A 21725-nucleotide genomic window follows, 5' to 3' on the forward strand; every position below is an offset into this window, starting at 1 on the left:
CTGCGATGGCGATCTTGAGGACGCCATCGCAGGCAAGCCAGCTCCCACATTGGGTTTTGCGGTGTTATAGAAGTCTTAAGCGCTGAAACCACCATCGATGGTCAAGCTCGCACCCGTGATGTAACCGGCTTCCGGGCCGGCAAGGTAAGCCACGAAGCTGGCAATTTCCTCGACCTGCCCATACCGCCCAACCGCCATCAACCCAATCAAACTCGCCGCAAACTCACTGTCCGCCGGGTTCATATCGGTATCCACCGGCCCAGGCTGCACATTGTTAATGGTGATGCCACGCGGTCCCAGATCCCGTGCCAAGCCCTTGGTCAACCCCACCAGCGCCGCCTTGCTCATTGCATACGGCCCGCCACCGCCAAACGGCATGCGCTCGGCATTGGTGCTGCCGATATTGATCACGCGGCCGCCTTCGCCCATGTGTTTGGCCGCCTCCTGAGTGGCAATAAATACACTGCGCACATTGATCGCCAGGGTCTGGTCGAAGTCTTCCAGCTTGAAGTCTTCCAGTGGCGCGATGGCCAGCACACCGGCGTTGTTCACCAGGATATCCAGGCGCCCAAACGCTTCGACAGTCGCGTTGACGGCGTTGCGAATCGCCGTGGCATCGGCACTGTCGGCCTGAATGGCCAAGGCTTTGCCGCCTGCGCTGATCACGCTGTTTTGCAGTGCCTCGGCCTTGGCGGCGGAGCTGACGTAGGTAAAGGCGACGGCCGCGCCTTGCGCTGCCAGGCGCTTGACGATGGCAGCGCCAATACCGCGTGAACCGCCCTGAATCAATGCAACTTTGCCGCTGAGGGTGTGTGTGGTCATGTCGATCTCCAAGTAGTTGATGGACCGAGTATCGGCCTCGCCCACCCAAGCCGGTAGGCCGTGATTACTATAGTCTGTGTAAACCAAAAGTTTAGAGTGGTCGATATGGAGAGCTTTGGCAGTATCGAGTGTTTCGTGCGCAGCGCCGAAGGTGGCAGCTTCGCCGAAGCGGCCCGGCATCTGAGTTTGACCCCGGCGGCAGTCGGTAAAAGCGTCGCCAAGCTGGAAGCGCGCCTCGGGGTTCGGCTGTTTCAGCGCAGCACCCGGCGGCTGACGCTGACCGAAGCCGGCAAGCTGTTCCTCGAAGAAGTCAGCGCCAGCCTCACCACCATTCAGAATGCCGTGGCCAACCTTGCCAGCGCCGAAGGGCGGCCGGTGGGAACCTTGAAAGTCAGCATGGGCACGGTGGTCGGCTGTTTATACATCGTGCCGTTGCTTGGGGAGTTTCTGAAGCGCTTCCCCGATATCAGCCCCGACTGGCATTTTGACAATCGCCAGGTCGACCTGATTGGCCAGGGCTTCGATGCCGCATTGGGCGGCGGTTTTGAACTGCCTCAGGGCGTGGTCGCGCGTAAGCTCGCGCCGGCGCATCGGGTGCTGGTGGCCTCACCTGATTATTTGGCGACACGTGCGAGGGTGTTGCAGCCCGAAGACCTTGAGCACTGCGATGGCATCCTGATTCGCTCGCCACAAACCGGCCGCGTGCGCTCCTGGCAACTGACCGGCCGCCACGGTGCGCACGGCCCGTTGAACCTCAAGGCGCGCATGACCATGAGCGATTCCCAGGCGGCCTGCGTCGCGGCAGACCAGGCGTTGGGCATTGCGCTGGTGAGCATGCCGTTTGCCGTGCCTTGGCTGGCGAGCGGCAAGTTGGTACGCGTACTGCCTGATTGGTATGTCGACGACGGCAACATCTCCATTTACTACGCCGAACACAAACTGCTGCCCGGCAAGACCCGGGCGTTTGTGGACTTCATCATCGAGCAATTTTCCGAGCAGAAACTGGGGCAAGCATTCAGCGCGACTTGATCACGGCGATCTACCGACCTGGCCAACCAATCACTTTCTTCGGCCGTGGTGTCGCATAAGTCCTGATCTTCGACGTCGACAACCCCAGGCGCACCAGCGATTCGGCAATGGTGACCGCCGCAGTCACGCCATCCACCACCGGCACGCCGGTGCGCTGGCGAATCTGCTCATCCAGCCCGGCCATGCCGCCGCAGCCCAGGCAGATCACTTCGGCCTTGTCGTCGCGGATGGCCAGCTCCGCCTCGCGCACGATGGCTTGCATGGCGGCGAGCGGGTCTTCTTCCAGCTCCAGCACCGCCATGCCGCTGGCGCGTACCGAGGCGCAGCGTTGATACAGACCTGCGAGTTTCAGGCGGTCTTCAATCAACGGTACGGTACGGTCCAGGGTGGTGACCACCGAATAGGCATGGCCCAGAAACATCGCCGTGCTGGCCGCCGCTTCGGTGATGTCCACCACCGGCACGTTGAGCAATTCCTGCAAACCTTCACGGCCATGTTCGCCGTAGCCGGCCTGGATCACCGCATCAAATGGCTGGTCGTAGGCCATCACCCGGTCCATCACGGCGATGGCGGCCAGGTAGCTTTCAAAGTTGCCCTCGACTGATTCCGCACCGAAGAACGGGGTGAGCCCGACAATCTCGGTGCCCGGTGAAGCCACGGACCGCGCCTGCTGGGCGATGGTGTCGGTGATGGAGGCGGTGGTGTTGACGTTGACCACGAGGATGCGCATGGAATGTCCTTGATTAATGACTGACGTTATCGACTGCAATGCTTTCGCCGCTGACATCGGCGTAGAACGCGTGGCGCTTGGCAATCAGCAGGTACAGCAGCCCTGCAATACCGGCGCCAAACAGCCAGGAAAACGGTGCGACGCTGGCAAAACCGGGCAACAGCGCCAGCAGAATCGCGATGACCGCCGCAGGAATAAACGCCGCGACCGCGCGTAAATTGACCCCACGGCTGTAGTAATAAGCGCCATTCGGGTCTTCGCTATACAGCTGCAATACATCCACCTGGCTTTTACGGATCAGCCAGTAATCGACCATGATCACGCCATACAACGGCCCCAGCAGTGCGCCCAGCCCGGAGAGGAAATACACGATCACCAGTGGGCTGTTGTAGAGGTTCCACGGCAGGATCAGCACCGCCACGGTAGCGCTGATCAGCCCGGCACGCCGGAAGTTCAGGTACTTGGGCGCCAGGTTGCTGAGCACAAAGGCCGGTGCGACGAAGTTGGCCATGATGTTCACCGCCACAGTCACGATCAGGAACGCCAGGCAGCCGAGCACGAGGAAGAAGGTATTGGGGATGGCCGCGATGATTTCGGTCGGGCTTTCAATCACCCGGCCATTGAGCTGGAACTGCCCGCCGCAGAGCAATACGGTGATCGCGGCAAACACCAGGATATTCACCGGCAAGCCCCAGAAGTTGCCGACCAGGATGGTCTTGCGGCACGGCGAGGAGCGAGCGAAGTCACAGAAATTGAGGATCAGCGTGCCGTAGATGCTCAGCCACAGCGCGCCACCGGCAAAGATGTTGCGCCACATCTCACCGCCGCTTAAAGGCTCGCGGATCGACCAGGCGATATTGCCGCCAACCTGGAAGTACATCCAGCCGGCCAGCGCAGCCACGGTCACCAGAATCACCGGCCCGGCGAAGGCTTCATAACGGCGCACCATTTCCATGCCATAAGCCAGGATCGCCAACTGCACAAACCAGATCGTGATGAAACACGCCCAGCCCAAGGTCGACAGGCCGAGAATCGAGTTGTGGTCATAGTCGGCAAACCCTGGATGAATCGCCGACAACAACACACGGAAAACTACCGAAGCCAGGTAGGTCTGGATACCAAACCAGGCAATCGCGATCACGGCACGGATCAACGCCGGAATCTGCGCACCGTGAATGCCGAAACTGATACGGCTGATCACCGGGAACGGCACCCCAGTCTTCTGGCCCATAAACCCCGACAGGTTCATAAAGAAGTACACCAGCGCCGCGCCAATCCCCAGGGACAGCAGAATCTGCCAGCCACCAAGGCCCAGCGCATAGAGGCCGATGGCAAACGAATAGTTGGCGATGTTGTGCACGTCGTTGGTCCACAACGCGAAAATACTGTAGCGCCCCCAGCGTCGGTCTTCGGCTTTGGTGGGGGCCAGGTCCCTGTTGTGCAAGCGTGGGCTTAGCACCAATGGGCCAGGGCTTGTGGCGTCGGGGTTCAGGGCGGAGGAGGGCAGATCCAGTGCGATGTCATTCGAGAGGCTTGTACGCATTCCGGCAGGCTCCGGCGCATCTGCAGGAGCGCTGCAGATGGCAAAGTGTATGTATGTTTTGTATTTATTGTATACAAAGAACAATTCACCTTAAGCCACATGCGTGCCAGTTTTGGCTCTATTAAAATCAGGGTTAATTTCGTTTTTATAGGTTTTACAAATAACTAGTTGAATTAACAGCAATATAAATTGACCGATTGAACAGGTAATTATTTTTTGTGGGAAGGCGCTTTATTTAAGAGGGAAGCAGCGTTAGGAAACGAGTGTTACGTTTTGGTGCGGGAGACTACGGATTGCACACATAAATGGCACTTATGGTTACATTGGTGTGTACATTCCTATGGGCTGCCCCAAACAAAATGTGGGAGCGGGCTTGCTCGCGAAGGCGGCCTCTCAGTCGACTTATAAGTGACTGATCCACCGCCTTCGCGAGCAAGTCGAACCGTCGCACCGCCGCTCCCACACTTTTTTACCGCGTTATATCTCAAGCCTTGCTGATGATATTCCCGGCATGCAGCCCGCATTCCTTCTGCGTGGCTTCCTCCCACCACCAGCGGCCTTCGCGCTCGTGCTGGTTGGGCAATACCGGGCGGGTGCAGGGCTCGCAGCCGATGCTGATAAAACCGCGCTCATGCAGGCTGTTGTACGGCAGTTCCAGCATGCGGATGTAACCCCAGACTTCCTCGCTGGTCATTTGCGCCAGCGGGTTGAATTTGTACAGCGTACGTTCCGGAGTCGAAAACGCCGTATCGATCTCCAGCGCTGCCACCTGGCTGCGGGTGCCGGGGCTCTGGTCGCGGCGTTGGCCGGTGGCCCAGGCGTTTACACTGGACAGTTTGCGGCGCAGCGGTTCGATCTTGCGCACGCCGCAGCATTCGCCATGGCCGTCTTTATAGAAGCTGAACAGGCCTTTCTCTTTGACGAAGGGTTCCAGTTTGCTCTGGTCTGGTGAGATCAGCTCGATGTCGATTTTGTAGAAATCGCGCACCTGTTCAATAAACCGGTAGGTCTCCGGGTGCAGGCGGCCGGTGTCGAGGCTGAAGACTTTGACGTTCTTGTTCAGCTTCCAAGCCATATCGACCAGCACCACATCCTCGGCACCGCTGAAGGAAATCCACAGGTCATCACCGAACTGGCTGAATGCCAGCTTGAGAATGTCCTGGGCGGATTTGTTGGCATAAGTCGCGGCGAGTTCAGCGACGTCGAAGGCTTGGTTCATCAGGACGGTTCCTACAGGTCAGTGGCGCTGAGCGCTCTATAGGGGAGCGATGGTATCAAAATCCGCTCTGCGTTGCGGCGCCGCGCTTGAATCGCTAGAGTTCGGCAGTCCTTTTGCTCGCTCAACTAACAACATCCAATAGGAGTGTCTTGTGGAAATTGCCTGTCTCGACCTGGAAGGGGTGCTGGTTCCGGAAATCTGGATAGCCTTCGCCGAAAAAACCGGTATTGAATCCCTGCGGGCCACCACCCGTGACATTCCCGACTACGACGTGCTGATGAAGCAGCGTCTGCGCATTCTTGACGAGCATGGGCTCAAACTTGCCGATATCCAGGAAGTGATCGCCACCCTCAAGCCGCTGGATGGCGCCATCGAGTTCGTCAACTGGCTGCGCGAACGCTTCCAGGTGGTGATTCTGTCGGACACCTTCTATGAGTTCTCCCAGCCGTTGATGCGCCAGCTCGGTTTCCCGACCTTGTTGTGCCACCGCCTGATCACTGATGGAAATGATCGAGTGGTGAGCTATCAACTGCGTCAGAAGGACCCTAAGCGCCAGTCCGTGCTGGCGTTCAAGACGCTTTACTACCGCGTGATCGCCGCTGGCGATTCCTACAATGACACCACGATGCTGGGTGAAGCTGACCGCGGGATTCTGTTTCATGCGCCGGAAAATGTGATTCGCGAGTTCCCGCAGTTCCCTGCGGTGCACACCTTTGAAGATTTGAAGAAAGCGTTCATCAAGGCATCGAATCGGCAGTTGAGCCTGTAATACACCCAGCGCTGTTGATGGCCCCATCGCAGGCAGGCCAGCTCCCATACTGAATGCGGTCAGCCTGTGGGAGCTGGATTGCCTTCGATGAAGCCCGTGCGGCCACTGCCTAAACCCCTGCCAGTAACCGCTCATAAGGAATGCTCAAGCCTTCATGCAGCCGCTTGATCATCGACAGGCTCAGCTTGCGCTTGTGGTTAAGCACCTCTGACACCCGCCCGCTGGTGCCAATGAAGGGCTCCAGATCACGGGCAGTCATGCCAAGCTGTTCCATGCGAAATTTAATCGCTTCCACCGGGTCCGAAGGCGGCATTGGAAAGTGTTCCGCCTCGTACTTCTCGATGAGTACGGCGAGAATTTCCAGCTCGTCACCCTCAGGCGAGCCGATTGGCGCGCCCCAAAGCTGCTCCACACGCGCGAGCGCGGCAGTCAGGTCTTCCTGGGAATGAATAGGTTTGATGTTCATCACACGGTCTCCGCGTTGATCTGGTCATATTGCATATGGGTGCCCACGAAACGCACGAACCCCAGCTGTCGTTGATAGTCGATCGCCATGATCACTCGATACTTGTTGCCGCCCACGTTGAAAACAACCCTGCTGCCCTTGAGAATACTCGCCGTTCTAAGCTCTGCCTTGATTGCCTGTGGCGTTGTGTAAGTGGTCCTCTCCATATGGCGATACAGTTCGACCAGCGGTGTTTTGGCATCGGTATAAGCGGGATGGCTTTCCCAGAATGTCCTTAAGGTAGAGAGGGCGATTATCCGCATCGCTGTATCCTCCCAATTTGGGAGATATTAGGCGGGGTTAGTGTGAGATGCAATCTCGGAATTAATTTCTGACGAATAGGCAGTCGCTTCATGTGATCCTTCACAGGTGGCGGGTGGACGGTCTGAACCGGACGCTATCCGCCCGCTCATACTTCGTCCACAGCCGTTCTGATTCAGGTTTTTTCTGTCGCTGGGCGCCGCGTACGAGCGCCAGGAAAGGCGGGGTGCTACAGGTTTTCCAACGTGTGTAACAAGACCCGTACTTTGGTCAGCGACTCTTGATACTCCGCCTCCCACTGCGAGTCCGCGACAATTCCGCCGCCGCCCCAGCAGTTCACGTGCCCATCCTTGACCAGCAGACTGCGGATGGCGATGGAGCTGTCCATCTCGCCGCGTACATCCAGATACACCAGCGAGCCGCAGTACAACCCGCGGCGGGTCGGCTCCAGCTCATCGATGATCTGCATCGCGCGAATCTTCGGCGCGCCGGTGATGGAGCCGCCAGGGAAGCTGCCGGCGATCAGGTCGAGGGCGTCTTTGTCGTCGGCCAGCACCCCGGTCACGCTGCTCACCAAGTGGTGCACATTGGGATAGCTTTCCAGGCTGAACAATTCCGGCACTTTCACCGAGCCGGTGCGGCAAGTGCGGCCCAGATCGTTGCGCAGCAGGTCGACGATCATCAGGTTTTCGGCGCGATCCTTGGGACTGGCCAGGAGTTCGGCGGCATTGGCGGCGTCTTCTTCAGGCGTCAAACCCCGCGGGCGGGTGCCTTTGATCGGACGGGTTTCGACCTGGCGTTCGCTGATCTGCACGAAGCGTTCCGGCGACAGACTGAGTACCGCGCCGTCATCCGGCAGGCTCTGAAACCCGGAAAACGGCGTAGGGCAGGCCTCACGCAGCGCGCAGTACGCGACCCAGGGATCGCCGGCACAGGGCGCGCGAAAACGTTGCGCAAAGTTGACCTGGTAGCAGTCGCCCGCCTGGATGTAGGCCTGGATACGCACGATGGCCTGCCGGTAGGCCTCGGATGTGAGGGCCGGTGCCATGGGACCGTTCAGCTTGAACGTGTCAGGCGATTTAGCCGCAGGTTGCCCAAACAGGTCGATCAACCGTAGCCGTTCGCTGCCGGCCAACGCGGGGTGAAATACCAACTGGCTGGTCTGCGCCTGGTGATCGCTGATCAGCGCCCAGGCATACAGCCCGAAGCGTGCATCCGGCAGGTGCAGGTCATCTATGGCCCAATCAGGCAGTTGCTCCAGGTGCCGGCCAAAGTCGTAACTCAAGTAGCCAATCAAGCCGCCAGCAAACGGTAGTGCATAACCTGCAGGCAGATCCGCTTCGCCTAACTGCGTCAGGTTTGTCCGCAAGCGTTGCAGGAAATCACCACCACTTTCGTCAGGCGCTACCGCTAATGTCACTTGTGGCCAGGCGCTGAGCAGGTCATAACGCCCGCGTTCGGCAGCCGGGCGACCACTGTCGAGCAGCACTGCGCCGGGGGCATGACGAATTGCCGCAAAGTAGTCGGCGGGGTTGGCCCGGTAGGGCAGCGGGTGTACTGAGCAGGTCGACATTGCGGGGTGGGATCAGCCGGTGGCGTGGGGGAGGCGATTGTAGTCCCCTGAAGGGTTTGGTCCTAGAGTGAGATTCAAATGTGGGAGCGGGCTTGCTCGCGAAGGCGGTGTATCAGTCCCGGTTGTGTCGAATGACACTGCGCATTCGCGAGCAAGCCCGCTCCCACATTGGATGTGTGTCAGCCTTCTACAGCAGGAATATGCCCAAACATTTCCTGCACAAACTTCACCCGTTCTTCCGGGGTTTCGGTCACGCCAGCCGCTTTCAGCGCGTCCAGTCGCGCTTCTACCGCATGGGTACGCGACGTCAAACCGCAGTCGTTGGCGATCTGGATATTCAGCCCAGGCCGCGCATTCAGCTCCAGGATCAACGGGCCTTTTTCCTGGTCCAGCACCATATCCACGCCGATATAGCCTAGCCCGCACAGCTCATAGCAGCCGGCCGCGAGCGTCATGAACCCGTCCCAGTTGGGCAGTTGCACGCCATCCACCGCGTTGGTGGTGTCGGGGTGTTTGGTAATGATGTTGTTCAGCCAAGTGCCGCGCAGGGTCAGGCCGGTGGCGAGGTCCACGCCCACGCCAATCGCGCCCTGATGCAGGTTGGCCTTGCCGCCGGACTGGCGGGTCGGCAGGCGCAGCATGGCCATTACCGGGTAGCCCATCAGCACGATAATGCGGATATCCGGCACGCCTTCGTAACTGATGCTCTTGAAGATCTGGTCGGGCACCACGCGGTATTCGATCAGTGCGCGGTCGCGGTGGCCTCCCAGGGAATACAAGCCGGTGAGGATGCTGGAGATCTGATGCTCGATTTCTTCATGGCTGATGATCTTGCCGGACACCGTGCGGTAGCGCCCTTCAAAACGGTCGGCCACCACCAGGATGCCATCACCGCCGGCGCCCTGCGCCGGTTTGATCACGAAGTCGCTGCGCCCACCGATGATCTCGTCGAGCTTGTCGATTTCTTTTTCGGTGGAAATGATCCCGTACATTTCCGGCACGTGCAGGCCGGCAGCCAAGGCGCGTTCCTTGGTGATGATCTTGTCATCCACCAGTGGGTACAGGCTGCGCTTGTTGTACTTGAGCACGTAATCGGCGTTTCGCCGGTTAATGCCCATGATCCCCCGCGCTTCCAGGGCCTTCCAGGTTTTCCAGAAGCCGAACATTACGAATCAGCCCTGAGGAAGGCCTTGAAACGTACCAGTTCGGTGAGGCGATAGCCGCGATAGCGACCCATGGCCAGCATGAAACCCACCAGGATCAACAGGATCGCCGGGAAGGTGAACACAAAGTAAACCAGCTCCGGCACGCTCATGATGATGTGCGCCAGGGCGGCGGCGAACAGTGTACCTACGGCCACTTTCAGCGCATGGTTGGCGCCGCGTTCTTCCCAGGTGATCGACAGACGCTCGATGGTCATGGTCAGAATCACCATCGGGAACAGCGCCACCGACAGGCCGCGTTCCAGGCCGAGCTTGTGGCTGAACAGGCTGATGGCTGCAATCAGCACCACCACAAAGGTCAGCACCACCGAGAGCCTTGGCAGCATCTGCAACTTCAAATGTTCCAGATACGATCTGAGCGACAGGCCCAGCGCGGTGATGATGGTAAACAGCGCAATGCCGAAGCCCAACTGCGTCTCGCGAAACGCCAGGGCGATCAGTACCGGGGTGAAGGTGCCCAGGGTTTGCAGGCCGATCAGGTTGCGCAGGATCAGAATCACCAGCACGCCGATGGGGATCATCACCATGATCATGAAGGTCTGCTGGGTTTGCAGCGGCAGGCCGTACAGCGAGTATTCGAGGAAGTTGGCGTCGGTGTTTTCGTCTGTCAGCTTGGCCAGGCGAATCGCGTTCATCTCACTGTTGTTGAGGCTGAAGGTCACCATGGCTTTCTTGCCGCCCTCCACCGAGATCAGGTTTTCATCACCGGTCCACCACAGCAGGCGGTCGGACGGCAGGCCCTGCTCGCCGGTTTCCGGGTTGAAGTACAGCCAGTCATTGCCATTGAAACTGCGCAGCCACAGTTCCGGGGTTTGCGGCTGGTCGGCGACCAGCCGGATGGTGTGGACTTTTTCCACCGGCACATGGGCGATGGACAGCAACAGTTCGACGATCTTGGCTTTGTGCGGCGTGGACGGGTCGCCCGCCAGCAGCAGCTTTACATTGTCGTCGTTGAGGTTGTTGGTGCGCTTGATCGCTTCGGTGATAAAGGTCTCGACGTCGGCCGAATGCTGGCGGATCGGTGCCAGCAGGGCTTCGGCGGCGATTTTTTCCGGGCCTTCGACGGCGATGCTGTCGCGAAAGGTCGGGCCTTTGACCTTGACCTTTTCGCCGCTGTAACGCTTGGTCAGCACCAGGCGGTAATACAGCGTCTGGTTGCCCTTGGCGCGGCGCGCCGACCAGGTGACCTTGCGGTTGCCGTCGGTGCGGTTGACGCTCACGCCGTAGTTATTGGATATAAAACTCTCGTTGAGGCTGACGAAATCGCGGCTCAGGGGCGGCACGAACATCGAGATTTTCACAGGGTCCTTGGGGTTGGCGACGAACTCGACCTTGGCGTCGATGTTCCACAAGTCGTCGGTGGCGTCTTCGGTGACGGGGATTCCCAGCACGAAAATCTGATAGGCGGTGACCGAAATACCCAACACCACCAGGATGGTGATCAGGATTCTCAGGTGCAGGGTCAGAGAGCGCATTCGGTTTACTCGGCGGTATGAGCGTCGGCGGCGCAGGCGGGTTTGCCCGCTGCGTATTTAAGACTGGGGTCGACCAGCGCATCAAAGCGTTTCAACGCTTCGGAGCCGATCAGCAGCGGGTATTGGAAGGCGCTGCGGTCAGTCAAGTTCACTTCGATGCTGCGTAAAGCAGTGCCCATGCAGATATCCAGGGCAATCACTGGGCGGGCGGTGTAGTTCTTGTCCTCATCGGGGTCGTAGTCACCGGCGCGGCGCTTGATCTTGCTGACGCGAGCCAGGGGGCGTTCGATGGGGTGGGAATGGGCGGTGTCGATGGCGAGATAAAAGCGCACCCAGGATTCGCCGTCGCGCTTGAAACGCTTGATATCGCGGGCGCTCAACGAGGCGGTCTTGGCGCCGGTATCGAGTTTGGCGGCGACTTCCAGGTCGATGCCGGCCAATTTGGCGTATTCATTCAGGCCATACACGGTCTTCTCGGCGGCAACGCCAAGGCCAGGTAGGCACAATAGGCAAATAAGAAGGAAGGGTTTGAGTCTCATAGATCCTGACGCGGTGCAGTGCGATGTTTAATTCAAGGCGACTGGCATTGCTGCGCAAACTCCCTCGTGCGCCGTTTCATCAAGTGATGTCAGGCAAAAGCGGCGGGCATTCTAACATGATGCTTTTCTGACGCCAGCGCTGGCAGGCGGCCATGCTCCGCGAAGGTGCAGAGGGGGTTATTAGACGATTGTCGACAATGTGGATTTATTCTTTGACTATTAAGGCTTGATTGGCTAGTTTTTGCGGCATTGCTTTTAAAGGTGTCGACAATATGCTGGGTCAGCTGGAAACGCCGCTGGTGTCGCAAGACGATTCCCAGACCATGTCAGAGAACGTCTTTCGGCGTATCCAGGCCGCCATCGTCAAGGGTGAAATCGCTCCCGGCAGCAAGATCTCCGAACCGGAGCTGGCGCGCACCTACGGCATCAGCCGTGGCCCGTTGCGTGAGGCTATCCACCGTCTCGAGGGCCAGCGCCTGCTGGTGCGCGTGCCGCATGTCGGCGCAAGAGTGGTGTCCTTGAGCCATGCCGAGCTGATCGAGCTGTATGAAATCCGCGAATCCCTGGAAGGCATGGCCTGCCGCCTGGCGGCCGAGCGCATGACCGACGCCGAAATCGAAGAGCTGCGCCAGGTGTTGCACACCCATGAGCGCGATGAAGCATTCCAGGCGGGCCTGGGCTACTACCAGCAAGAGGGCGACTTCGATTTTCATTACCGGATAATTCAAGGCGCCGGTAACCGCACCCTTACCCAAATGCTCTGCGGCGAGCTGTACCAATTGGTGCGCATGTACCGCATCCAGTTCTCCGCCACCCCTAATCGTCCACGCCAGGCCTTTGCCGAGCATCACCGCATTCTTGACGCGATTGCCGATCGCGACGGTGAACTGGCCGAGTTGTTGATGCGCCGGCATATCGGCGCTTCCAAACGCAATATTGCCCGTCACTTCCCGGACGGCGCTCCTTCATCACGAGGTGAGTCATGAGTTCCAACAATAAAACCACTCCAGGCCAGCGTTTTCGTGACGCCGTCGCCAGCGAACAGCCCTTGCAGGTGGTGGGCTCCATCAACGCCAACCACGCGCTGCTGGCCAAGCGCGCCGGTTTCAAGGCGATTTATCTGTCAGGCGGCGGCGTAGCAGCCGGTTCCCTGGGCGTGCCGGACTTGGGCATCACCGGCCTGGACGACGTACTTACCGACGTACGCCGCATCACCGATGTGTGCGACCTGCCGCTGCTGGTAGACGTCGACACCGGTTTCGGCTCCTCGGCGTTCAACGTGGCGCGCACCGTCAAGTCGATGATCAAGTTCGGCGCCGCCGCCATCCACATCGAAGACCAGGTCGGCGCCAAGCGTTGCGGTCATCGCCCGAACAAAGAAATCGTGTCCCAGCAGGAAATGGTCGACCGCATCAAGGCCGCCGTGGACGCGCGCACCGACGACAGCTTCGTGATTATGGCGCGCACCGACGCGCTGGCGGTTGAAGGCTTGGAGTCGGCCCTGGACCGTGCCGCCGCCTGCATCGAAGCCGGCGCCGACATGGTGTTCCCGGAAGCCATTACTGAGCTGGAGATGTACAAGCTCTTCGCCTCAAAGGTAAAGGCCCCGATCCTGGCTAACATTACCGAGTTCGGTGCAACCCCTCTCTACACAGTCGATCAACTGAAATCTGCCGATGTTTCTATCGTGCTGTACCCGCTCTCGGCTTTCCGCGCCATGAACAAGGCTGCCGAGAACGTCTACACCGCAATCCGTCGCGACGGTACGCAGCAGAACGTGATCGACACCATGCAAACCCGCATGGAGCTTTACGATCGCATCGACTACCACACCTTCGAGCAGAAGCTCGACGCGCTGTTCGCCGCGAAAAAGTAACGAACGCGCCTCCCTGAATAACTACAAAATTGGAGAAGAACCATGGCTGAAGCAAAAGTACTGAGTGGCGCCGGCCTGCGTGGCCAGGTGGCCGGGCAGACCGCATTGTCCACCGTGGGCCAGGCCGGTGCCGGCTTGACCTATCGCGGCTATGACGTGCGCGAACTGGCCGCCGATGCGCAATTTGAAGAAGTCGCCTACCTGCTGCTGTACGGCGAATTGCCGAGCAAAACCGAATTGGCCGCCTACAGCGCCAAACTCAGCAAGCTGCGCGACTTGCCCCAGGCGCTTAAAGAAGTACTGGAACGCATCCCCGCCGACGCCCACCCGATGGACGTGATGCGCACCGGTTGCTCGTTCCTGGGCAATATCGAACCCGAGAAAGACTTCAGCGCGCAGCACGATGTTACCGACCGCCTGCTCGCCGCTTTCCCGGCGATCATGTGCTACTGGTATCGCTTCAGCCACGACGGCAAGAAAATTGACTGCGTGACCGACGAACCCAGCATCGGCGGCCACTTCCTGCACCTGCTGCATGGCAAGAAACCGAGCGCGCTGCATGAGAAAGTCATGAACGTGTCGCTGATCCTCTACGCCGAGCACGAATTCAACGCCTCGACCTTCACCGCCCGCGTATGTGCTTCAACCCTGTCCGATCTGTATTCCTGCGTGACCGCCGCCATCGGCTCGCTGCGTGGCCCGCTGCATGGTGGCGCCAACGAAGCGGCGATGGAGATGATCGAGCGTTTCGGTTCGGCCGAAGAAGCCGTCGAAGGCACCCTCGGCATGCTGGCGCGCAAAGACAAGATCATGGGCTTTGGCCACGCGATCTACAAAGACAGCGACCCGCGCAACGAAGTGATCAAGGGCTGGGCGAAAAAACTCGCGGATGAGGTCGGTGACAAGGTGTTGTTCCCGGTTTCGGAAGCCATCGACAAGACTATGTGGGAACAGAAAAAACTGTTCCCCAACGCCGACTTCTACCATGCCTCGGCGTACCACTTCATGGGCATCCCGACCAAGCTGTTCACGCCGATCTTCGTGTGCTCGCGCCTGACCGGCTGGGCTGCGCATGTGTTCGAGCAGCGCGCCAATAACCGCATCATCCGCCCAAGCGCCGAGTACATCGGCGTAGAACAGCGCAAGTTCGTGCCAATCGAACGTCGCTGAATTAGGACACCGGCGATTCTGAAGTGATAACCGAAGCAAAATGTGGGAGCGGGCTTGCTCGCGAATACGGTGTGTCATTCAACACATTCGGCGACTGTTCCACCGCTTTCGCGAGCAAGCCCGCTCCCACATTTTGATCGCATTCCACCTCGGAGTCAGTCGGCGCCTTGTGAACCTACCGTGACCGAGTCCTGACGATGAACACTGAATTTCGCAAACCGCTGCCCGGCAGCCGCCTGGATTTCTTCGACGCCCGCGCGGCTGTCGAGGCAATCACCCCCGGCGCCTATGCCACCCTGCCGTACACCTCGCGCGTGCTCGCCGAAAACCTGGTGCGCCGCTGCGACCCGGCCACCCTCAACGCTTCCCTGAGCCAACTGATCGAACGCAAACGCGACCTCGACTTCCCTTGGTTTCCGGCGCGTGTGGTGTGCCATGACATCCTCGGCCAGACCGCGTTGGTCGACCTTGCCGGCCTGCGCGATGCCATCGCCCTGCAAGGCGGTGACCCGGCGCAGGTTAACCCGGTGGTGCCGACCCAATTGATCGTCGACCATTCGCTGGCCGTCGAAGCCGGTGGTTTTGATCCGCAGGCGTTCGAGAAAAACCGCGCCATCGAAGACCGTCGCAACGAAGACCGTTTTCACTTTATCGAGTGGACCAAAAAGGCCTTCAAGAACGTCGACGTGATCCCGCCGGGCAACGGCATCATGCACCAGATCAACCTGGAGAAAATGTCTCCGGTGATCCAGGTGCGCGATGGCGTGGCCTTCCCGGATACCTGCGTCGGCACCGACAGCCATACCCCGCACGTAGACGCCCTGGGCGTAATCGCCATCGGCGTCGGCGGCCTTGAGGCCGAGAGCGTGATGCTCGGCCGCGCCTCGTGGATGCGCTTGCCGGAAAGCGTCGGCGTCGAACTGACCGGCAAGCTGCAACCGGGCATCACCGCCACCGACATGGTGCTGGCCTTGACCGAATTCCTGCGCAAACAGAAAGTCGTAGGTGCGTGGCTGGAGTTCTTCGGTGAAGGCGCTTCGGCGCTCACACTCGGCGACCGCGCGACCATCTCCAACATGGCCCCGGAATACGGCGCTACCGCCGCGATGTTTTACATCGACCAGCAGACCATCGCCTATCTGAAACTCACCGGCCGCGAAGACGAACAGGTCACGTTGGTCGAGCAATACGCCCGCCATACCGGCCTGTGGGCCGATGACCTCAAGGGCGCGCAATACGAGCGTGGCCTGACCTTCGACCTGTCCAGCGTCGTGCGTAACATGGCTGGCCCGAGCAACCCGCATGCGCGCGTGGCGACCAGTGATCTGGCGTCCAAAGGCATCTGCGGTCAGTGGGATGAAGTGCCGGGGCAAATGCCCGACGGCGCGGTGATCATCGCTGCCATTACCAGTTGCACCAACACCAGCAACCCGCGCAACGTGATTGCCGCAGGCTTGCTGGCGCGTAACGCCAACCAGCTTGGGCTGACGCGCAAACCGTGGGTCAAATCCTCGCTGGCGCCGGGCTCGAAAACCGTGGCCATGTACCTGGAAGAAGCCGGCCTGGGCCATGAGCTGGACAAGCTCGGCTTCGGCGTGGTGGCGTTTGCTTGCACCACTTGCAATGGCATGTCCGGCGCACTCGACCCGGTGATTCAGCAGGAAATCATCGACCGTGACCTTTACGCCACGGCCGTGTTGTCGGGCAACCGTAACTTCGACGGGCGTATTCACCCGTATGCCAAGCAAGCGTTCCTGGCTTCGCCGCCATTGGTGGTGGCGTATGCGATTGCCGGTACCATCCGTTTCGACATCGAAAAAGACGTGTTGGGCCTGGATGCCGACGGCAAGGAAATCCGCCTGAAAGACATCTGGCCAAGCGACGAAGAAATCGACGCGGTGGTCAAGGCCTCGGTCAAGCCGGAGCAGTTCCGCGCCGTCTATATACCGATGTTCGCCATCCACGAAGACACCGGCCCTAAAGTCACGCCACTGTATGACTGGCGTCCGCAAAGCACCTATATCCGTCGTCCGCCCTACTGGGAAGGCGCGTTGGCCGGTGCCCGTCCGCTCAAGGGCATGCGCCCGCTGGCGGTACTGCCGGACAACATCACCACCGACCACCTGTCGCCGTCCAACGCGATCATGCTCGACAGCGCCGCGGGTGAATACCTGGCGAAAATGGGCCTGCCGGAAGTCGACTTCAACTCTTACGCGACCCATCGCGGCGACCACTTGACCGCGCAGCGCGCGACCTTTGCCAACCCGAAGCTGTTCAACGAGATGGTGGTGGAAAACGGCAAGGTCAAGCAGGGTTCCCTGGCGCGTATCGAGCCCGAAGGCCAGGTCACGCGGATGTGGGAAGCCATCGAAACCTACATGGAGCGCAAGCAGCCGCTGATCATCATCGCCGGCGCCGACTACGGCCAGGGCTCGTCCCGCGACTGGGCGGCCAAGGGCGTGCGCCTGGCCGGTGTGGAGGCGATTGCCGCCGAAGGGTTCGAGCGCATCCACCGCACCAACCTGGTGGGCATGGGCGTGTTGCCGCTGGAATTTTTGCCGGGCACCGACCGCCACACACTGAAGATCGACGGCAGCGAAACCTATGACGTGGTCGGCCAACGCACCCCGCGTGCGCAACTGACGTTGGTGATCAACCGCAAGAATGGCGAACGTGTCGAAGTGCCGGTGACGTGCCGCCTGGACACCGCCGAAGAAGTGTCGATCTACGAGGCGGGCGGCGTGTTGCAACGTTTTGCCCAGGACTTCCTGGAATCGGCGGCGACCGCTTAAGGGGATAACCATGGCACACGCAGCGCAAATCAAGATCCCCGCCACCTACATGCGTGGCGGTACCAGCAAGGGCGTGTTTTTCAGCCTCAAGGACCTGCCCGAATCGGCGCAGGTGCCGGGTGCTGCTCGCGATGCCTTGCTGTTAAGGGTCATCGGTAGCCCTGACCCCTACGACAAGCAGATCGACGGCATGGGCGGTGCAACCTCCAGCACCAGCAAAACCGTGATCCTGGCCAAAAGCACCCGCGCCGATCACGACGTGGACTACCTGTTTGGCCAGGTCTCGATCGACAAGCCGTTTGTCGACTGGAGCGGCAACTGCGGCAACCTGTCGGCGGCGGTGGGCTCGTTCGCCATCAGCGCCGGGTTGGTTGACCCAGCCCGCGTGCCGCCTAACGGTGTGGCGGTGGTGCGGGTGTGGCAGGCCAATATCGGCAAGACCATCATCGCTCACGTGCCGATCACCGACGGCGCGGTGCAGGAAACCGGCGACTTTGAGCTCGACGGCGTGACCTTCCCGGCCGCCGAAGTGCAGCTTGAATTCATGGACCCGGCAGCGGAAGAAGAGGGCGGCGGTGGCTCGATGTTTCCCACCGGCAACCTGATCGATGATCTGGAAGTGCCGGGAGTCGGTACCTTCAAGGCGACGCTGATCAACGCGGGCATCCCGACGATCTTCATCAACGCCGAAGACCTCGGCTACACCGGCACCGAGCTGCAAGGCGCAATCAACAGCGACCCTAAAGCGCTGGCGATGTTCGAGACCGTGCGGGCCTATGGCGCGTTGCGCATGGGCCTGATCAAACACCTGGACGAAGCCGCCCAGCGCCAGCACACGCCGAAGGTCGCGTTTGTGGCCAAGCCTTTGGATTACGTGGCGTCCAGTGGCAAGGCAATCAAGGCCGGCGATGTGGATTTGCTGGTGCGCGCACTCTCCATGGGCAAGCTGCACCACGCGATGATGGGCACGGCGGCGGTGGCGATTGGCACGGCGGCGGCGATTTCCGGCACCCTGGTCAACCTCGCGGCCGGTGGTGTCGAGCGCAATGCGGTGCGGTTCGGGCACCCGTCCGGCACCTTGCGTGTGGGTGCCGAAGCCACCCAGGTGAACGGCGAATGGGTGGTGAAGAAAGCCATTATGAGCCGCAGCGCACGGGTGTTGATGGAAGGCTTCGTGCGCGTGCCCGGCGACGCGTTCTAAAGACCAACACAATCCCTTTTGGGGAGTGGGCTTGTGTGGGGTTCAACACTGTCCGAACTACCAAGGCAGGCAACCAGACCGGCCTTAACATGATCAACCGTGAGCCCGAGGACTAACCCCAACCCACTTTGGAGTACTGCCATGAGCGCCAACGTCGACCAGAACAACCGCCCCGACTACGACCAGGTCCTGCAGGACATTGCCGACTACGTCCTCAATTACCGCATCGATTCGCGCGACGCGTTGGACACTGCACGCAATTGCCTGATGGACACCCTCGGCTGCGGCCTGCTGGCCCTGCGTTTTCCCGAGTGCACCAAGCACCTGGGGCCGATCGTTGAGGGCACTGTTGTGCCGTTCGGTGCACGTGTGCCGGGCACCTCGTTCCGTCTGGACCCGGTCAAGGCTGCCTGGGACATTGGCTGCATCGTGCGTTGGCTCGACTACAACGACACGTGGCTCGCCGCCGAATGGGGCCACCCTTCGGATAACCTTGGCGGCATCCTCGCCGTGGCCGATCATTTGTCGCAAAAACGTGTGGCCAACGGCGACGCGCCGCTGACGGTGCGTGCGGTGCTGGAAGCGATGATCATGGCACACGAAATCCAGGGCGTGATTGCCCTGGAAAACTCCTTTAACCGCGTCGGCCTCGACCATGTATTGCTGGTGAAAGTCGCCTCCACGGCGGTCACCGCCAAGCTGATGGGCGCCAACCGTGAACAGCTGCTGTCGGCGCTGTCCCATGCGTTTGTCGATGGGCAGGCGCTGCGCACGTATCGCCATGCGCCGAATGCCGGCTCGCGCAAATCCTGGGCGGCCGGGGATGCGTCGAGCCGTGGCGTACGCTTGGCGGATATCGCACTGCGCGGCGAGATGGGCATCCCCGGAGTGCTGAGCGCGCCGCAATGGGGTTTTTATGACGTGCTGTTCAGCCACACCAACAAAGACCTGGCGCTTAAGCCTGAGGACAAGCGCGCGTTCAGCCTGTCCCAGCCTTATGGCACCTATGTGATGGAAAACGTGCTGTTCAAGATCAGCTTCCCGGCCGAGTTCCACGCGCAAACGGCCTGTGAGGCGGCGGTGACCTTGCACCCACTGGTCAAGGATCGCCTGCATGAAATCGACCGCATCGTGATCACCACCCACGAGTCGGCGATTCGTATCATTTCCAAAGTCGGGAAGCTGGCCAACGCCGCCGACCGCGACCACTGCCTGCAATACATGACCGCCGTGCCGTTGGCGTTCGGCAATCTGGTGGCCGAGCAGTACGAAGATGAGTTCCACGCGGCGCACCCGGTCATCGATGAGCTGCGCGACAAGATGGAGATCGTTGAAGACCTGCGCTACAGCCGCGAATACCTGGAGGCCGACAAACGCTCTATCGCCAATGCGGTGCAGGTGTTTTTCAAAGACGGTACCCATACCGAGCAGGTCGCGGTGGAATATCCGATTGGCCATCGCCGGCGTCGGGCAGACGGTATTCCGTTGCTGGAGGATAAGTTCAAAGCCAACCTGGCCACGCGGTTTACCGCGCAGCGCAGTGGCGAGATTTTTGCGTTGTGCAAGGATCAGACGCGGCTTGAGGCCACGCCGGTGAATCGGTTTGTGGACCTGTTTGTGATCTGAGAAACACCCCGTACCCACATTTAAATCTACGTTCACTTAGGACTTACATACTGCCTTCCACATCATCCAGGCTAAACGTCTCGGTATGGTCGTCATACGAAAAAATCTCCGCATAACGCCCCCACGCAATCACGCTTTCGAGGGTTTTTTCTACGAAGGCTTCGGTCATCGAGTCTTCCAGCTCCTGCTCAAAACGCACCCGTGGCGCCCGGTGCCCGCTGCGCTCAAGCAACACCTGATGAATCCGCGCGGCCAGCGGCACGTGTTTGATCAAATGCTCGGCGAACAGGGTTTTGCGCTCCTGGGTGCCGTAGTCGGCGAACAGCTTGCCGGCCTCGGTGAGGGTGATGTCGGCGCCCTTGAGTTCAGCGAAACCCAAATGCTCGAGCATCTCGGCCACCGGAAACAGGTCATCGACTTCCAGCAAGCGCCGTTCGGCCACGGTGGGCAAACCGGCGTGGCCGTTGTAAGGCTCGGCGGCCAGGGTTTCGATCAGGCCGGCCATGAGGTTGGTGGACACCTCCGGCAGCAGGCTGCCCATCTTCAGCTCGGGTATGCCACGGCTGGCATCGGCGCTGCGTCGGTCGGTCATCAGTGCATAGATGTCGTCAACCATTTGCCGGAACGTCGGGTCCAGGCGGTTGCGCGGGTGCGCGAACGGCACCTTTATCTCGGCGACCACACGGCCGGGGTTGGATGACAGCACCAGAATGCGGTCGCACATCAGCACTGCTTCTTCGATGTTGTGGGTCACGATCAGGATCGACTTGATCGGCAACTGTTTGCCGCTCCACAAATCCAGCAGGTCAGTACGCAGGGTTTCGGCGGTGAGCACGTCGAGGGCCGAGAAGGGTTCATCCATCAGCAACAGCGTGGGGTTGACCACCAGGCCACGGGCAAACCCCACGCGCTGGCGCATGCCGCCGGACAGCTCGCGCGGGTAGGCGTTTTCAAAGCCGTCGAGGCCGATCAAGTCGATGGCGGCCAAGGCGCGCCGGCGGGTTTCCTTGCGCTCGACTTGCAGGGCTTGCAGGCCGGCTTCGACGTTTTCCAGCACGGTCAGCCAGGGGAACAGCGCAAAGGTCTGGAACACCATGGCCACGCCTTCGGCCGGGCCGTTGAGCGGTGCGCCGTTGTAGCGGACTTCGCCGGAGGACGGCTGGATCAGCCCGGCGATAATGCGCAGCAAGGTAGACTTGCCCGAGCCGGAACGGCCAAGCATGCCGACGATCTCGCCTTCGTGCAGGCTCAGGTCGACGCCGCTGAGCACCTGCAGCTCGTCTTTCCCTTTGCCGAACACTCGGTTGACGTTTTTCAGCGAGTAGATTTGCGGGGTATCGGCAGTGTTTTCGGTGTAGGTAGTCATCACGGC

The 21725-nt window shown here is 60.2% G+C and carries 19 protein-coding genes; 8 read left to right on the forward strand and 11 right to left on the reverse strand.

What is annotated here, in order from left to right; translation table 11 throughout:
• Positions 1–75 precede the first annotated feature (75 nt).
• On the reverse strand, positions 76–822 hold the full coding sequence (locus tag ACTD9P_RS00005; protein WP_219269273.1) for a 3-oxoacyl-ACP reductase family protein: 747 nt from the start codon (positions 820–822) through the stop codon (positions 76–78).
• 105 nt (positions 823–927) lie between these two features.
• Between ACTD9P_RS00005 and ACTD9P_RS00010 the strand changes: the two genes are divergently transcribed.
• On the forward strand, positions 928–1851 hold the full coding sequence (locus ACTD9P_RS00010) for a LysR family transcriptional regulator (RefSeq protein WP_438866202.1): 924 nt from the start codon (positions 928–930) through the stop codon (positions 1849–1851).
• A gap of 10 nt (positions 1852–1861) precedes the next feature.
• Here ACTD9P_RS00010 and ACTD9P_RS00015 read toward each other — a convergent pair whose 3' ends face one another.
• The 3 genes from ACTD9P_RS00015 to ACTD9P_RS00025 all read right to left on the reverse strand — a co-directional run bounded on the left by ACTD9P_RS00015 (position 1862) and on the right by ACTD9P_RS00025 (position 5343).
• A complete protein-coding gene (locus tag ACTD9P_RS00015) occupies positions 1862–2581 on the reverse strand; it encodes an aspartate/glutamate racemase family protein (protein ID WP_438866203.1) in 720 nt (239 codons plus the stop codon).
• A 13-nt stretch (positions 2582–2594) separates the two neighbouring features.
• Positions 2595–4124, reverse strand: coding sequence for an NCS1 family nucleobase:cation symporter-1 (locus ACTD9P_RS00020; RefSeq protein ID WP_438866204.1), 1530 nt, complete (start codon positions 4122–4124; stop codon positions 2595–2597).
• 484 nt (positions 4125–4608) lie between these two features.
• Positions 4609–5343, reverse strand: a complete 735-nt coding sequence (locus ACTD9P_RS00025) for a phosphoadenylyl-sulfate reductase (RefSeq protein WP_438866205.1) — start codon at positions 5341–5343, stop codon at positions 4609–4611.
• A gap of 151 nt (positions 5344–5494) precedes the next feature.
• On the opposite strand from ACTD9P_RS00025, the gene thrH reads away from it, so the two are divergent.
• Positions 5495–6112 carry a bifunctional phosphoserine phosphatase/homoserine phosphotransferase ThrH gene (thrH, locus tag ACTD9P_RS00030; RefSeq protein WP_438866206.1) on the forward strand — a complete coding sequence of 206 codons (618 nt, stop codon included), beginning with the start codon at positions 5495–5497 and terminating at the stop codon, positions 6110–6112.
• Between the two features lie 109 nt (positions 6113–6221).
• On the opposite strand, the gene ACTD9P_RS00035 is transcribed toward thrH, so the two are convergent.
• The 6 genes from ACTD9P_RS00035 to rloA all read right to left on the reverse strand — a co-directional run bounded on the left by ACTD9P_RS00035 (position 6222) and on the right by rloA (position 11688).
• Complete coding sequence (locus tag ACTD9P_RS00035) at positions 6222–6578, reverse strand: helix-turn-helix domain-containing protein (RefSeq protein ID WP_056861584.1); 357 nt, start codon at positions 6576–6578, stop codon at positions 6222–6224.
• Complete coding sequence (locus ACTD9P_RS00040) at positions 6578–6880, reverse strand: type II toxin-antitoxin system HigB family toxin (RefSeq protein WP_438866207.1); 303 nt, start codon at positions 6878–6880, stop codon at positions 6578–6580. Before ACTD9P_RS00040 ends, ACTD9P_RS00035 begins: the two co-directional genes overlap by 1 nt.
• Positions 6881–7107: 227 nt before the next feature.
• Positions 7108–8451 (reverse strand): aminodeoxychorismate synthase component I, encoded by a 1344-nt coding sequence (gene pabB, locus ACTD9P_RS00045; protein ID WP_438866208.1) that lies wholly within the window; start codon positions 8449–8451, stop codon positions 7108–7110.
• Between the two features lie 179 nt (positions 8452–8630).
• Complete coding sequence (locus ACTD9P_RS00050) at positions 8631–9617, reverse strand: alpha-L-glutamate ligase-like protein (protein WP_438866209.1); 987 nt, start codon at positions 9615–9617, stop codon at positions 8631–8633.
• On the reverse strand, positions 9617–11149 hold the full coding sequence (gene rloB, locus ACTD9P_RS00055; protein WP_438866210.1) for an osmotic stress tolerance membrane protein RloB: 1533 nt from the start codon (positions 11147–11149) through the stop codon (positions 9617–9619). Before rloB ends, ACTD9P_RS00050 begins: the two co-directional genes overlap by 1 nt.
• Positions 11150–11154: 5 nt before the next feature.
• A complete protein-coding gene (rloA, locus tag ACTD9P_RS00060) occupies positions 11155–11688 on the reverse strand; it encodes a retropepsin-like aspartic peptidase RloA (RefSeq protein WP_138814335.1) in 534 nt (177 codons plus the stop codon).
• 272 nt (positions 11689–11960) lie between these two features.
• On the opposite strand from rloA, the gene ACTD9P_RS00065 reads away from it, so the two are divergent.
• The 6 genes from ACTD9P_RS00065 to prpD all read left to right on the forward strand — a co-directional run bounded on the left by ACTD9P_RS00065 (position 11961) and on the right by prpD (position 20353).
• The gene (locus tag ACTD9P_RS00065) at positions 11961–12674 is read left to right on the forward strand and encodes a GntR family transcriptional regulator (RefSeq protein WP_138814336.1); all 714 of its coding nucleotides are present in this window, start codon (positions 11961–11963) and stop codon (positions 12672–12674) included.
• Entirely contained in the window at positions 12671–13564 is an 894-nt protein-coding gene (prpB, locus tag ACTD9P_RS00070; RefSeq protein WP_438866211.1) for a methylisocitrate lyase, read from the forward strand. The genes ACTD9P_RS00065 and prpB overlap by 4 nt, the downstream gene beginning before the upstream one ends.
• A gap of 42 nt (positions 13565–13606) precedes the next feature.
• Complete coding sequence (gene prpC, locus ACTD9P_RS00075; protein WP_017134743.1) at positions 13607–14734, forward strand: bifunctional 2-methylcitrate synthase/citrate synthase; 1128 nt, start codon at positions 13607–13609, stop codon at positions 14732–14734.
• 197 nt (positions 14735–14931) lie between these two features.
• Positions 14932–17526 carry a Fe/S-dependent 2-methylisocitrate dehydratase AcnD gene (gene acnD / locus ACTD9P_RS00080; protein ID WP_438866212.1) on the forward strand — a complete coding sequence of 865 codons (2595 nt, stop codon included), beginning with the start codon at positions 14932–14934 and terminating at the stop codon, positions 17524–17526.
• Positions 17527–17536: 10 nt separating this feature from the next.
• Complete coding sequence (gene prpF / locus ACTD9P_RS00085) at positions 17537–18727, forward strand: 2-methylaconitate cis-trans isomerase PrpF (protein WP_438866213.1); 1191 nt, start codon at positions 17537–17539, stop codon at positions 18725–18727.
• 141 nt (positions 18728–18868) lie between these two features.
• Positions 18869–20353, forward strand: coding sequence for a 2-methylcitrate dehydratase (prpD, locus tag ACTD9P_RS00090; protein WP_438866214.1), 1485 nt, complete (start codon positions 18869–18871; stop codon positions 20351–20353).
• 43 nt (positions 20354–20396) lie between these two features.
• On the opposite strand, the gene ACTD9P_RS00095 is transcribed toward prpD, so the two are convergent.
• Positions 20397–21719, reverse strand: coding sequence for an ABC transporter ATP-binding protein (locus ACTD9P_RS00095; protein WP_056861574.1), 1323 nt, complete (start codon positions 21717–21719; stop codon positions 20397–20399).
• Between the last annotated feature and the right edge of the window lie 6 nt (positions 21720–21725).

Source organism: Pseudomonas onubensis (genome assembly GCF_965653655.1).
In the GTDB taxonomy this organism is placed as follows: Bacteria; Pseudomonadota; Gammaproteobacteria; order Pseudomonadales; family Pseudomonadaceae; genus Aquipseudomonas.

What these genes read in the sequence shown, in the direction of transcription:
- ACTD9P_RS00005 (WP_219269273.1), bottom strand. Translation starts at nt 822, where the DNA reads ATGACCACACACACCCTCAGCGGCAAAGTTGCATTGATTCAGGGCGGT.
- ACTD9P_RS00010 (WP_438866202.1), top strand. Translation starts at nt 928, where the DNA reads ATGGAGAGCTTTGGCAGTATCGAGTGTTTCGTGCGCAGCGCCGAAGGT.
- ACTD9P_RS00015 (WP_438866203.1), bottom strand. Translation starts at nt 2,581, where the DNA reads ATGCGCATCCTCGTGGTCAACGTCAACACCACCGCCTCCATCACCGAC.
- ACTD9P_RS00020 (WP_438866204.1), bottom strand. Translation starts at nt 4,124, where the DNA reads ATGCGTACAAGCCTCTCGAATGACATCGCACTGGATCTGCCCTCCTCC.
- ACTD9P_RS00025 (WP_438866205.1), bottom strand. Translation starts at nt 5,343, where the DNA reads ATGAACCAAGCCTTCGACGTCGCTGAACTCGCCGCGACTTATGCCAAC.
- ACTD9P_RS00035 (WP_056861584.1), bottom strand. Translation starts at nt 6,578, where the DNA reads ATGAACATCAAACCTATTCATTCCCAGGAAGACCTGACTGCCGCGCTC.
- ACTD9P_RS00040 (WP_438866207.1), bottom strand. Translation starts at nt 6,880, where the DNA reads ATGCGGATAATCGCCCTCTCTACCTTAAGGACATTCTGGGAAAGCCAT.
- pabB (WP_438866208.1), bottom strand. Translation starts at nt 8,451, where the DNA reads ATGTCGACCTGCTCAGTACACCCGCTGCCCTACCGGGCCAACCCCGCC.
- ACTD9P_RS00050 (WP_438866209.1), bottom strand. Translation starts at nt 9,617, where the DNA reads ATGTTCGGCTTCTGGAAAACCTGGAAGGCCCTGGAAGCGCGGGGGATC.
- rloB (WP_438866210.1), bottom strand. Translation starts at nt 11,149, where the DNA reads ATGCGCTCTCTGACCCTGCACCTGAGAATCCTGATCACCATCCTGGTG.
- rloA (WP_138814335.1), bottom strand. Translation starts at nt 11,688, where the DNA reads ATGAGACTCAAACCCTTCCTTCTTATTTGCCTATTGTGCCTACCTGGC.
- ACTD9P_RS00065 (WP_138814336.1), top strand. Translation starts at nt 11,961, where the DNA reads ATGCTGGGTCAGCTGGAAACGCCGCTGGTGTCGCAAGACGATTCCCAG.
- prpB (WP_438866211.1), top strand. Translation starts at nt 12,671, where the DNA reads ATGAGTTCCAACAATAAAACCACTCCAGGCCAGCGTTTTCGTGACGCC.
- prpC (WP_017134743.1), top strand. Translation starts at nt 13,607, where the DNA reads ATGGCTGAAGCAAAAGTACTGAGTGGCGCCGGCCTGCGTGGCCAGGTG.
- acnD (WP_438866212.1), top strand. Translation starts at nt 14,932, where the DNA reads ATGAACACTGAATTTCGCAAACCGCTGCCCGGCAGCCGCCTGGATTTC.
- prpF (WP_438866213.1), top strand. Translation starts at nt 17,537, where the DNA reads ATGGCACACGCAGCGCAAATCAAGATCCCCGCCACCTACATGCGTGGC.
- prpD (WP_438866214.1), top strand. Translation starts at nt 18,869, where the DNA reads ATGAGCGCCAACGTCGACCAGAACAACCGCCCCGACTACGACCAGGTC.
- ACTD9P_RS00095 (WP_056861574.1), bottom strand. Translation starts at nt 21,719, where the DNA reads ATGACTACCTACACCGAAAACACTGCCGATACCCCGCAAATCTACTCG.